Here is a 12,892-nt window from a genome sequence, read left to right on the forward strand (position 1 = left end):
GCCCCGCCCGCCGCACCCCGAAGGCCCCGCGGGTCCGTCCGGCCGACACCCTCGTCCTGCGCCGCGGCCCGCTGTCCCTCCTCGTCACCCGGCGCGCCGCCCTCGCCGCCCTCGCCCTCACCGGGGCTCTCGTGCTCGCCGTCGTCCTCTCCGCGTACGCGGGCCAGAGCGACATGGGCGTCGGACGCACGTTCCGCGCGGTGCTCGGCCAGGGCGACCGCTTCGACGTCCTGCTCGTCCAGAAGTTCCGCCTCGGCCGCATCGTCGCCGGACTCACCGCCGGCGCCGCCCTCGGCCTCGCGGGCTGCCTCACCCAGACCCTGGCCCGCAACCGTCTGGCCACCCCCGAACTCCTCGGCGTCAACGACGGGGCCACCGCCGCCGTCCTGCTCTCCGTCACCCTCAGCGCCACCGGATCCTTCGGCGCCTGGTGGGCCGGGCCGATCGGCGCCCTGGTCGCCGTCATCGTCGTCACCACCGTCTCCGGCGGCCTCGGCCAACGTGGCTACCGCGTCCTCGTCGTCGGCCTCGCCATGTCCGCGCTGGCCTCCGCGATCACCCAGGTGGTCCTGTCCCGCCGGTCCCTCTCCTCCGCGAGCTCGCTGTACGTATGGACCTCGGGCAGCCTCAACGGACGCAGCTACTCCGTCGCCCTCCCCGTCCTCATCGGCCTCGCGGTCCTCGTCCCCATCAGCCTGGCCGTCGCCCGCCACCTGGGCGTCCTGCGCTTCGACGACGCGACGGCCTCCTCGCTCGGCTCCGCCCCCGGCCGGGTCCGCGCCCTCTCCCTGCTCCTCGCCGTCGCCCTCGCCGGCCTCGCCGTCGGCATCTGCGGCCCCGTCGGCTTCGTGGCGCTCGCCTCCCCGGTCATCGCCTCCCGGCTCGCCGGCCCCCTGCGCGTACCGCTCGTCGGCTCGATGCTCACCGGGGCCGTCCTCGTCGTCGCCGCCGACACCCTCGGCCGCATCGCGTTCGACGGTGTCGAGCTCCCCGTCGGCATCGTCACCACCGTCCTCGGCGGCCCCTTCCTGCTCTGGGTGCTGCTCGGCCGCTCCGCAGCCACCCGCGTATGAAAGGCAATGAGACCGTGACCTACCCGCCGCGCAACAACCCGCCGGCCCCTCCGGCACCCGAGGCACCGACCGGACCCGGGGCGACCGCGGTACGGAGCCCCCTGCTGCGTACGCTCCTTGAGGACGTACGTGCGGGCAAGCCCGGCGCCGAGGAGGCGTTCTGGCGCCACGTGACCACCACCGGAGCCCCGCTCGTCGAGCCCGACCCCGAGGGCGACCCCGGCCACCGGCTGGTCACCTTCGTCCACCGCGAGGACCCTGCCCGCCCCGCCACGCACGTCCTGGCCCTGGTCCACACGGTCACCGACAAGGACCGGCACGCGGGCGACCTCGCCCCGCATCTGATGGACCGCCTCGAAGGCACCGGCGTCTGGGCGATCAGTCACCGGCTGCGCGCCGACCACCGCGCCTCGTACCAGTTCCACGCCACCGACGGCACCCGCCAGGACGCCCTGCGCGCCGACCGGGCCTCCTGGCTCCGGGTCCTCGACCACGCCGAACCCGACCCGCTCAACGACCGGGCCCCGCTGCCCTCCCGGGACGGCCGCAACCCCGCCTCCGTATGCGAACTCCCCGAAGCCCCGGCGCAGCCGCGCACCCGGCGGCGCGAGGACGTGGACCGGGGGCGAACGCTGGACGCCGAGGTCGACGGCCGCCGGATCTCGGTCCACCTGCCGCCCGGGCACCGCCCGGACGGCGACCCGTACGCGCTCGCCGTGCTTCTCGACGGTGAGATGTGGGGACCGGTCCTCGGCGTCGGTGACATCCTCGACAACCTGCACGCCGACGGGGGTCTGCCGCCCACCGTGGCGGTCCTGGTCGACACCATGGGCCGGCGCATGGAAGACCTGGCGTGCAGCGCCCCGTTCGTCGACTGGCTCGCCGACACCCTGCTGCCCTGGACGGAGCAGGAGTACCGGGCCGGGGCCGACGCCGCACGGACCGTCGTCGCCGGGCAGAGCGCGGGCGGACTCACCGCCGCGTTCGCCGCCTTCCAGCGGCCCGACCGCTTCGGCCTCGCCCTCTCCCAGTCCGGCTCCTTCTGGTGGCCCGACGACGAACGCGGCAGCGAGTGGCTCACCGGCCAGTACGCCCGTGCGGAACGCAGGCCGGTGACCCTCCACCTGGAGGTCGGCCTCCAGGAATGGATGCTCCTCGCGGAGAACCGCAGGTTCCGCAATGTGCTGCGCGCCCGCGGATACGACGTCCGCTACCGCGAGTTCAACGGCGGCCACGACTACGCCTGCTGGCGCGGCGGCCTGGCCGAAGGCCTGGCGGAACTGCTCGGCGGACGCTGAGCCCCCTCCGTGACCCCGCTCCCGGCGACGGCAAGGGGCGGGGCGGCATCCCCCTTCCGGATACCGCCCCGCCCCTTTGCTGTTGCCGTCTGGCGTCGTGCCGCCTCAGCCCTTGACGGCCGGCACCTCGTCCGCCGCCAGGCCCGCGCCGGGGCCGGGCGGCCCGTCCTCCTCCTCCTCGTCGTCGAACGGCGGCGGCTGCGGGGCCTCGCGCGGCAGCCGCAGCGCGATCAGCGCCCCGGCCGCGACGAGCGCCGCCGTCACCCAGACCGCCGTACGGTACGGGCCCGGATCAGCGGCCTCCGTGACGTGGCCGCCCCCGATCACCGCCGCACAGGCGGCGATCCCCAGCGCACCGCCCAGCGTGCGGACGATCTGGAACAGGCCCATCGCCTGGCCCATGTCGGCGGGCCCGATCGACTCGAACCCGGAGATCTGCACGGTCAGCACCGCCGTCCCCAGCACCAGACCGATCAGGAACATCAGCCCGCGCACGCTCCACGCGTTCTCCGCCACCCCGGGCATCGCGAGTGCCCCGAAGACCCCGGCCGCGACCAGCAGCGCCGGCACGGTCAGCAGCCGGGGGCCGAGCCTCGGCAGCAGCCGGTCCACCACCTGCGAGGCCAGCATCAGCCCGACCGCCTCCGGGAACACGCTCAGCCCGGCGTCCAGCGCCGACGCACCCAGGCTCGCCTGGTAGAGCAGCGGGAAGACGAACAACACGCCCATCAGCCCGGCCGCGGTCACCCCGGCCAGCGCGGACGCCGACCCGTACACCCGGTCGGCGAGCAGCCGCAGTTTCAGCAACGGTGTCTTCGCCCGCACCTGGTGCAGGACCGCCGCCACCAGCAGAACGGAGCCCAGGACGGCGCTGACGGCGACGGCGGGCCGGGACCAGCCCTGCGAGGGGCCGAAGCCGAGCGCGTACGTCAGCAGACCCAGTGCCGGAGTGGCCAGCCAGAAGCCGACGGTGTCGAACCGCCCCTCGGGGCCCTCGACATGCTCGCGCAGGCCGAAGACGCCCAGCAGCACCGCCGCCGCACCGATCGGCACGTTCACGAAGAACAGCCAGTGCCAGGAGAGGTGTTCGGTGAGCAGCCCGCCCAGCGGCGGACCGAGCGCGGGCATCAGAGCCGTCGGCACGATCAGCACCTTGGCCAGCTTCATCCGCTCGTGCGGCGGGAACGCCCGGAACAGCAGCGTCATCCCGACCGGCGTCAACAACCCGCCCGCCAGGCCCTGCGCGGCCCGCGCCACCACCAGTGTGCTGAGGTCCGGCGCCAGACCGCAGACGGCCGAGGCGATCGTGAACGCGGCCAGCGCGCCCAGGAACACCCGCTTCGTCCCGAACCGGTCGCCCAGCCACCCCGCCACCGGCAGCCCCACCGCGAGCGCGACCAGGAAGGCCGTCTCCACGGTGTTCGCCGCCGACAGCGGACGACCGAAGTCGCCCGCGATCGTGTACAGCGCCGGGTTCACGATCGTCGAGTCCAGGCCGTTCATGCACATCGCGGCCGTGTAGACGAGGACGACCGCGACCCGGGGGCGTATCCGGGGCCGGATCAGCAGCCCGCTCACCGCGCGGTGGCGGCTACGGGGCCGTCCCAGTGCGCGGTGATCCAGTCCAGCGCCTCCTGCCGGGCGCACGGACCGTGAGCCGTCGTCCAGCCCTCCGGCACCGCCGCGAACAGCGGCCACAGCGAGTGCTGACCCTCGTCGTTGGCCAGGACCAGGAACTCCCCCTCCGCGTCGAAGGGGTTGGCGGATGCGTCGCTCATCGGTGTCACTTCTCCAGCTCGGTCAGTCGGTCGGCGACCACGCGCGCGATGTGCGCGATCGGTTCGGGCAGGGTCATGTCCTTGTGGGAGCAGGCGACGTTCGTGTTGTCGATGCGCCCGCTCACGTACGGGGTCCAGGTCTCCGGCGTCAGGGTGTCGTCGATGGTGTCCACCGTGGCCCGGAAGAACAGCACATCGCCCCGGAACACCCGGTGGTCGTAGGCCCGCACCAGATCGTTGGTGTTGAGGTACACCTCGCCGAGCGCCTCGATCCTCGTGGCGGAGAGCGTGGCCAGCGGGGAGCCCTCGCGGCGCAGCACCTCCACCACGTTCGCCGTGTTCAGCTCCTTGTCCCCGAGGCTCTCGGGGCCGTAACCGCCCATGGTGAGCAGCGATTCGAGGGCCTCGGCCCGATCGGGCACCGGCAGGCCCCGGAAGCCCTCGGCGGGGTACGCGTCCAGGATCGCCAGCAACTCCACCTTGTGACCCGCCTCCTGGAGGACCGCCGCGACCGCGTGCGCGATGATCCCGCCGGTCGACCAGCCGAGCAGCCGGTAGGGGCCCTCGGGCTGGACCTCGCGGATCCGGGAGCCGTAGTGCGCGGCCAGCTCCTCCAGGGTGGTCGGCAGCGGCTCGTCCGCCGTCGCCTCGCCGACGCCCTGGGCCTGGAGTCCGTAGATCGGTACATCGGCGGGCAGATGGCGGATCAGACCGGCGTAGCACCAGCTCAGACCGCCCGCCGGGTGCACGCAGTGGACCGGGGCGCGGTCGCCGGGGCGGGCGGGCCGCAGTGGCAGCAGCACATCCAGCGGATCCGCCTCGCGCGAGACGTCCAGCGCCGTGTCCAGCGCGGCGGGCGTCGGAGCCTGGAACACCGTGCCGATCGACACCTCGATACCGAACGCCGACCTGATCCGCCCGGCCAGGCGCACCGCGAGCAGTGAATGGCCGCCCAGGTCGAAGAAGTTGCCCTCCACCCCGACGGACGGCAGTCCCAGCACCTCCGCGAAGACCGAACAGAGCTGCTCCTCGCGGACCGTGCGCGGCGCGCGTCCACCGGCGTTCACCGGCGCGCCCGGCGCGGGCAGTGCCTTACGGTCCAGCTTGCCGTTGCCGGTGAGCGGCAGCCGCTCCAGCACCACCACCGCCGAGGGCACCATGTGCACCGGCAGCGCGGCGGCGGCGTGCTCGCGCAACGAGGCCGGCGCCGGGTCCGTGCCGGGCGAGGGGACGACGTAGCCGACCAGCCGCTGGTCACCGGGTATGTCCTCACGGACCACGACCGCCACATCGGCGACCTCCGGTCGGTCGGCCAACACCGCCTCGATCTCGCCGAGTTCGATCCGGAACCCACGGATCTTCACCTGCTGGTCGCCCCGGCCGAAATACTCCAGCGTGCCGTCCACGCGCCGCCGGGCCAGGTCGCCCGAGCGGTACATCCGGCGCCCGCTCTCCCCGAAGAGCTGTGCGAACGGGTCGGCGACGAATCGCCCCGCCGTCAGGTCCGGGCGGCCCAGATAGCCGAGGGCCACCCCCTCGCCTGCGACGTACATCTCCCCGGTGACCCCGGGCGGTACCGGCCGCAGCCGGTCGTCCAGGACGTAGACGCGCAGGTCGGGGATGTTCACCCCGATGGTGCTGGAGACCGCGGAGGCGGCCGTCGCCCGGTCCAGCGCCAGATACGAGACATGGACCGTGGTCTCGGTGATGCCGTACATGTTGACCAGCTTCGGTGCGTTCTCGTGGTGGCGCGTGTACCAGTCCGCGAGCCGCCCCAGCTCCAGCGCCTCGCCGCCGAACACCACGTACCGAAGCGCCAGTTCGTGTGCCGGAGCCTCCCGGTCGGCGGCGGCCAGCTGATAGAAGGCGGACGGCGTCTGGTTGAGGACGGTCACCTGCTCGTCCGCCAGCAGCCGGAGGAGGGCGTGGGGGTCGCGGCTGGTCGCGTACGGGACGACGACGACCCGACCGCCGTACAGCAGCGCGCCCCACAGCTCCCACACCGAGAAGTCGAAGGCGTAGGAGTGGAACAGCGTCCACACGTCGTCCGGCCCGAACGAGAACCAGTGCTCGGTCGCCGTCAGCAGCCGCGTCACATTGTGCTGGGTGACCACGACCCCCTTGGGCCGGCCGGTGGACCCCGAGGTGTAGATGACGTACGCCGGGTCCGCCGGGCTCAGCGGCCGGGTGCGGTCCGCCTGGCCGAGGGGACCGTCCGGGAACCCTGCCGCCTCCTCGACGGTGATCAGCGGCAGATCGTGCGCGGGCAGCCGCTCGGCCGTCGCCGCGTCCGTGATCAGTGCCGCCGGACGGGCGTCGTCCAGCATGTAGGTGAGCCGGTCCGCCGGGTAGTCGGGGTCCATCGGCAGATACGCGGCGCCCGCCAGTGACACCGCGAGCAGCCCGGCCACCAGGTCCGTCGAGCGCGGCAGCGCGAGCGCCACGATCGAACCGGGACCGATCCCTCGGGCCGCCAGCAGCCGGGCCAGCGACTGGGCCCGGGAGGACAGTTCGCCGTACGTCAGTGACGCGCCCTCGCAGCTCACCGCCACCCGCTCCGGATGCCGGCGCGCCGCGACCCCGTAGACCTCGGCGAGCGTGAGCGGCACCGGCCGGTCGTGGCTGTCGCCGTTCGCCTCGACCAGGGCGCGGTGGACCTCGTCGTCGCCGAGGACCGGGAGCAGACCGATCGGCGTTGCGGGCCGCTCGGCCGCCGCGGTGAGCAGCCGGGACAGCCGGTCCGCGAGGGCCTGGGCGGTCGACCGGTCGAAGAGGTCGGTGCGGAACTCCAGGAAGCCGCCGATCCCGCCGCCGGGCAGCTCGCCCGCGTTCAGGGTCAGGTCGAATTTCGCGGTGCCGGAGGGCACGGCTGTCAGCCGCGCGGTGGTGTCCGGGCCCAGGGAGACGGGCCCGTCCGCGATCGACTGCCAGGCCAGCATCGTCTGGAACAGCGGGTGCCGGGCCAGCGAACGCGCCGGGTTCAGCGCCTCGACGAGGTGGTCGAAGGGCAGCGCGTCGTGCTCGTACGCCGCGAGCGTCGTGGTCCGCACGCGGTCCAGCAGATCGCCGAAGGCGGGGTCGCCGGAGGTGTCGGTGCGCAGGACCACGGTGTTGGTGAAGAAGCCGACGAGCCCGGCCGTGGCCTCGTCGTCGCGGCCCGCCACGGGGGTGCCGAGGGGGATGTCGGTGCCGCAGCCGTGCCGGGTCAGCAGGGCGGCGAGCCCGGCCTGCACGGTCATGAACACGGTCGCCCCGTGCGCCCGCGCGAGCCGGCGCAGCGCCTCGTGCGCGGTGGCGTCCAGGGCGAAGGGCACGGTGTCGCCCGTCGAGGTGGCCACCGGCGGCCGGGGCCGGTCGGTGGGCAGCTCCAGCTGGTCCGGCAGCCCGGCGAGCGCCTCGCGCCAGTGGGCGAGCTGGGTCTCGGCGAGCGTGGTCGGCTCGGCCGGAGTGCCCAGGAGCTCCTGGAGCCGGGCCGCGTGGTCCACGTACTGGCCGCTCAGCGGCGTGAACTCCGGTGCGCGGCCGCCGACGCGGGCGGTGTAGGCGGTGGCCACATCCTGGGACAGGGGAGTGGTGGAGGCCCCGTCGCCCGCTATGTGGTGCAGCAGGATGAGCAGGGTGTGTTGGTCCGGCGACTCGCTGAACAGGACCGTGCGCAGCGGGGGTTCGGTGGCGAGGTCGAAGCAGTGACGCACGGCCTCGGTGAGATCGCTGCCCGGCTCCGCCAGATGCAGCACAGGGCGGCCCGCCGGGTCGTCGGGGGCGAGGATCCGCTGGCGGGGGGTGTCGTCGGGGATGCCGACCGCATCGCCGTCGACGGCTCTTCCGGAGGCGTTGTCAGTGGGCGGATATACCGTTCGTAGTGTCTCGTGACGCTCTGCCAGGTCGTGCAGGGCGAGCTGGAGAGCGTCGTGGTCGAGCGGGCCGTTGACGCTCAGGACGAGCGGGATGTTGTAGGTGGGGCTGGGGCCTTCGAGACGGTGGAGGAACCACAGTCGCTGCTGGGCCGGGGACAGGGGGAGGGGACCGGTGCGCGGTACGGGGGAGAGCGGGACGGACGTGGTGGCCGCGCCGCTGCGGGTGCGGACCAGTGCGGCCAGGGCGCCGGACGTGGGGTGCCGGAAGACGTCGGCGATGCCCATCGGCACGCCGAAGTGCTCCCGGAGGCGGGCGGCCAGCCGGGCGGCGAGCAGCGAGTGCCCGCCGAGGTCGAGGAAGCCCGCGTCGGCGGCCGGGGGTTCGGCGATACCGAGCACGTCGGCGAAGAGCCCGCGCACGATCTCGGTGTGCGGCCCGCCGCCGGCGCTGTCCGGGTCGCCTCCGGCGAGCGGGACCGGTTCGGGGTCGGGCAGGGCGCGGTGGTCGAGCTTGTCGTTGGCGGTACGGGGCAGCGCGTCCAGGAGCGTCACGGTCGCGGGGACCATGTGCTCGGGCAGGGCCGCGGCCAGATGGTCGCGGAGCTGGGCGGGGGTGGGCGGCGCGGTGCCGGCGGCCGGGTCGCCCCCCGTCGTCCGCACCGGGACCGCGTAGGCCAGCAGCCGCTTGCCGTGACCGGTCTCCCGGGCGATGACCGCGGCCGCCGCGACCTGCGGGTGGGCGGCCAGCCGGGCCTGGATCTCGCCGAGTTCGATCCGGAAGCCGCGGATCTTCACCTGGTCGTCGCTGCGCCCGAGGAACTCCAGCGTGTGGTCCTCGCGGCGGCGCACCAGGTCCCCCGTGCGGTACATCCGGCCCCCGGAGTCGCCGTGCAGCGCGCCGAACGGGTCCGCGACGAACCGCTCGGCCGTCAGGTCGGGGCGGCCCAGATAGCCGAGGGCCAGGCAGGCCCCGGCGACGTACAGCTCACCCGTCACACCGGCGGGCACCGGACGCAGGGAGGAGTCCAGGGCATAGACGCGTGAACCGCGCACGGGGCGGCCGTCGGGCCGGGCGGCACAGTGGCCGGGCACCCAGTAGTAGGCGTCGACCGTCGTCTCGGTCGGCCCGTAGAGGTTGACCGGGTGCACGGCCCCGGCCTCGGTCAGCCGCTCCCACAGGGCCGGGGGGACGGTCTCCCCGCCGACCACGAGATGGGCCGGGTGGTGGCGGCCCTCGTCCAGCAGGCCTTCGGCGATGAGCGCCTCGGCGTAGGAGGGGGTGACGTCGAGATAGTCGACCAGGTGCGCGCCGACGTACGCGGTGAGGGCCGTGGGGTCCCGGTAGGCGGCGTCGTCCAGCAGGTGCAGCTCGTGTCCGTGGACCATCCACAGCAGCGGGTCCCAGGACGCGTCGAAGGCGAACGAGGCGCTGTGCGCGACCCGCAGGCGTTCCCGGCCGGTCCGGGCGACGGCCGGGGCGATGTGGTCCGTGCCGTGCCCGGCGCAGAGGTTGGCGAGCGAGGCGTGGCTGACGAGGACGCCTTTGGGGCGACCCGTGGACCCGGAGGTGTGGATGAGGTAGGCGGGGTCCGCGAGCGCGGGCCCGATGGGCAGCGGCCCGTCGGGGCAGGCGGCGAGGGCGTCGGCCGTGGCCGGGGCGTCGAGCGCGACGGTCGGCAGCCCGTGGTCGGGCAGCGCGGCGAGCGTCGCCGCCGTGCCGATCACGCACAGCGGCCGCGCGTCCTCCAGGACGGCCAGGGTCCGGGCGGCGGGGTGGCCGAGGTCGAGTGGCTGGCAGACCCGGCCCGCCTTGAGTACGGCCAGCAGCGCGACGACCATGTCGGCGGTCCGGGGCAGGGCCAGCGCCACCGTGCCGCCGGTGCCGCCTGCCACGACTGTGCTGTCCGCGCCGAGGCCGGTCAGCAGGTGGGCCAGGAGGTCGGAAGCGGCGTCCAGTTCGGCGAAGGTGAGCCGGGCCCCGGACTCGGCGGCGGTTTCCGGCGCGTCCGCACCCGTGCCCGTCTCCGTGCCGCCGGCCTCGGCGCTCTCCCCCCGGAACGTGCCCGCCACCGTGGAGCGCACGGCGACGGTGTCGGGCGTCCGGGCCGCCTGCGCGGTGAACGACCGGGGGAGGGTGAGTGCGGCGGCGGGCTCGGTGCGGCCGTACGTCACGGCCTCGCGCACCTGTTCGGCGGTGAGTAGGTCCAGGGTGCCGATCGGCCGCTCCGGGTCGGTCAGCAGCAGCTCGGTCAGGCCGTCCAGATAGCGCAGCCAGGTGTCCTCGTGGGCGGCGAGGTCCTCCGGCCCGTAGGCGGCGGGGTTGGCGTCCAGGGTGAGCCGCAGGCCTCCGTCCGGTCCGGGGGCCGCGCCGACCGCGAGCCCTTCCACGGGTCCGGCCGCGAGATTGCGCACGGTGCCGGTGATCCCGGCGAAGTCCAGGGCGCCGTCGAACGGCTTGAGGTTGACCATCGGACCGGTCAGCGGGGCGTCGGCCGACTCCAGGGCCAGATCGCGGCGCAGGTCGGCCTGCGGATAGCGCTGGTGGCGGCGGACCGCACGGATCTCCAGCACCACGCGGCGCAGGAGTTCGGCCCCGGTGTCCCCCGGGCGCACGGCGATCCGCAGCGGCAGTACGTTCACGGTCATGGCCGGGGTCCGCAGCGCCGCGGGCCCCCGCCGGTTGGTCAGCGGCAGGCCCAGCACGATGTCCTCGGAGCCGGTGAGCCGGTGCAGATGACCGGCGGTCGCGGCCACCACCAGCTCGGCCCAGGTCGCCTTCGCCGCACGCGCCGCCCCGGACAGCCGCTCCAGGGTCTCGGCGGGGAGGTCGGTGGTCCGGTGGAACAGGCCGACTTCGGGCGCGGCCGGGAGAGCAGGGGAGCGGTGGGGCTCGGCGACGGAGGAGTCCGCCATCCGCGCGGACCAGAAGGCCCGGTCCGCCGCGTACTCCTCACCTGCCAGGTAGGCCGACTCCTCGCCGGTCAGCTCGCTCAGCGGGGCGAACCGGCCCCCGGGCAGCGGCTGTCCGGCGACCAGCGCCCGGTAGAGCTCGGCGACGCGCTGCCCGATGAGGGCCAGGGCGTAGGCGTCGACGGCTATGTGGTGCACCCGCTGGTACCACCGGTGGCGCCCCTCGCCGACCCGGATCAGTGCCTGCGTCATCAGTGCGCCGTCGGCGGCGAGGTCCACCGGCCGGGCCAGGTCCTCCCGCATCCACGCCTCGGCCCGGTCCTCCGTCAGCTCCAGCCGGTGCACGACGGGTTCGGCGGCGGGCACGACCCGCTGCACCGGTACGCCGTCGGCCTCGGACACGCGCAGGGCGAGGGTCTCCGCCTCGCCCACCGCCCGTCCCAGCGCCTCCACGAACAGGTCCGCGTCCAGCGGCCCGTCGATCTCCACGCAGTCCGCCGTGTTCAGTTCGGTGCCGAGCGGGGCCAGCTGGTGTGCGTAGTAGATGCCCGACTGGGCGGTCAGGAGGGGGAGTCCGGGGGAAGGCGCGCTGCCAATGTGCGCTGCCGAAGAGCTGGTCGGGCGGTTCGGACGCTCATGCATGGGTGTGACGACTCCCCTGAAGGACAACGGACACCGGGCCATCGGGCCCTCGGTGCACACTTAGGTAAGGCTAAGTTAACCTATTCTGAGCAGTGCAGGCGACCGCTCCGGAGCGGTCCGGAACCAAGGAGCGCCCATGACCGTCCCCGCATCCCCACACCCCGAGACGCGGACCGACGAGCGGATCCGTGTGCTCAGGGCCTCCGTGCGGGAGACGGTCGGCGGCCACGCCCCGGCCCTGCTCGACCTGAGCCAGCGCCTGCACGCCGAGCCCGAGACCGCCTTCGAGGAGCACAGGGCCGCCGTGCTCTGCTCCGAACTCCTCGCCGCACACGGCTTCGAGGTCACCGCCCCCGCCCACGGCCTGGACACGGCGTTTCGCGCCACGGTCGGCTCCGGCCCCGTCACGGTCGCCATCGCCTGCGAGTACGACGCCCTGCCCGGCCTCGGCCACGCCTGCGGGCACAACCTCATCGCAGCCGCCGGGGTCGGCGCGGCCCTCGGCCTCGCCCCCCACGCGGACGAACTCGGCCTGACCGTACGGGTCATCGGCACTCCCGCCGAGGAGCGCGGGGCGGGCAAGGCGCTGCTGCTGGACGCCGGAGCGTTCGACGGGGCGGACGCCGCGATGATGGTGCACCCCTGCCCCTTCGAGATGGCCGACTTCCGCTCCTTCGCGCTCGGTACCCTCGACGTCACCTACACCGGCCGCGCCGCGCATCCCAGCCTCAACCCGCACGAGGGCCGCAACGCCGCCGACGCGCTGACCGTCGCCCAGGTCGCCCTGGGGCTCCTGCGCCAGCAACTGCCCCCGCAGTGGCGGGTGCACGGCATCACCACCGCCGCCGGAACCGTACCCAACGCGATACCCGACCGGGCCACCGCCACGTACGAGATCCGGGCACTTGCCGCCGAGGACCTGCGGGAGCTGCGGCAGCGGGTCGAGGACTGCTTCCGCGCCGGGGCGCTTGCCACCGGCTGCGAAGTGACCCTGGAGCGCCCCGAGCCCGACTACCTCGACTTCCGGGGCGACCCGGAACTGATCCGGATCTGGACCGCCAACGCCCGCGAGCTCGGCCGCGCCGAACCCGTCGAGCGCCCGCCGTTCGCCTGCACCGACATGGGCAACGTCTCCCACGTGGTGCCGTCCATCCACCCGGTGCTCGACATCAGCGGGGGAGCCTGCGGCCCGCACGAGGCCGCGTTCGCCGAGGCGGCCGTCTCCCCGGCGGCCGAACAGGCGCTGCTCGACGGGGCGGTGGGCATGGCGTGGACGGCCGCCGACTTCGCCGCCGCCCGGACCGCGGCCCGCACGTCCGGCTGACGGCACGCCG

At 74.3% G+C, this 12,892-nt stretch carries 6 protein-coding genes; 3 read left to right on the forward strand and 3 right to left on the reverse strand.

Going from position 1 to position 12,892, the window contains the following annotated elements; translation table 11 throughout:
- Nucleotides 1–1,073 (forward strand): iron chelate uptake ABC transporter family permease subunit (locus B9S58_RS33170; RefSeq protein WP_146063600.1); only part of this gene is annotated, 1,073 nt, incomplete at its 5' end.
- A complete protein-coding gene (gene fes, locus B9S58_RS33175; RefSeq protein WP_103535604.1) occupies nt 1,070–2,371 on the forward strand; it encodes an enterochelin esterase in 1,302 nt (433 codons plus the stop codon). The genes B9S58_RS33170 and fes, both read left to right, overlap by 4 nt.
- A 105-nt stretch (nt 2,372–2,476) precedes the next feature.
- Here the strand turns inward: fes and B9S58_RS33180 are convergent, their stop codons facing one another.
- From B9S58_RS33180 to B9S58_RS33190, 3 genes are read right to left on the reverse strand one after another with little or no spacing between them, the layout of a single operon-like run.
- On the reverse strand, nt 2,477–3,949 hold the full coding sequence (locus tag B9S58_RS33180) for a DHA2 family efflux MFS transporter permease subunit (protein ID WP_103535605.1): 1,473 nt from the start codon (nt 3,947–3,949) through the stop codon (nt 2,477–2,479).
- On the reverse strand, nt 3,946–4,149 hold the full coding sequence (locus tag B9S58_RS33185; protein ID WP_103535606.1) for an MbtH family protein: 204 nt from the start codon (nt 4,147–4,149) through the stop codon (nt 3,946–3,948). The genes B9S58_RS33180 and B9S58_RS33185 overlap by 4 nt, the downstream gene beginning before the upstream one ends.
- 5 nt (nt 4,150–4,154) lie before the next feature.
- Complete coding sequence (locus tag B9S58_RS33190; protein ID WP_103535607.1) at nt 4,155–11,558, reverse strand: non-ribosomal peptide synthetase; 7,404 nt, start codon at nt 11,556–11,558, stop codon at nt 4,155–4,157.
- Between the two features lie 136 nt (nt 11,559–11,694).
- Here B9S58_RS33190 and B9S58_RS33195 point away from each other — a divergent pair, with 136 nt between their 5' ends.
- Nucleotides 11,695–12,882, forward strand: coding sequence for an amidohydrolase (locus B9S58_RS33195; protein WP_103535608.1), 1,188 nt, complete (start codon nt 11,695–11,697; stop codon nt 12,880–12,882).
- The last annotated feature ends 10 nt before the right edge of the window (nt 12,883–12,892 follow it).

Source organism: Streptomyces sp. SM11, assembly GCF_002910905.1.
GTDB lineage: Bacteria > Actinomycetota > Actinomycetes > Streptomycetales > Streptomycetaceae > Streptomyces.

Excerpts from the sequence above, each read along its gene's own strand:
- B9S58_RS33185 (WP_103535606.1), bottom strand. The coding sequence starts at position 4,149 with ATGAGCGACGCATCCGCCAACCCCTTCGACGCGGAGGGGGAGTTCCTG.
- B9S58_RS33190 (WP_103535607.1), bottom strand. The coding sequence starts at position 11,558 with ATGCATGAGCGTCCGAACCGCCCGACCAGCTCTTCGGCAGCGCACATT.
- B9S58_RS33195 (WP_103535608.1), top strand. The coding sequence starts at position 11,695 with ATGACCGTCCCCGCATCCCCACACCCCGAGACGCGGACCGACGAGCGG.
- fes (WP_103535604.1), top strand. The coding sequence starts at position 1,070 with ATGAAAGGCAATGAGACCGTGACCTACCCGCCGCGCAACAACCCGCCG.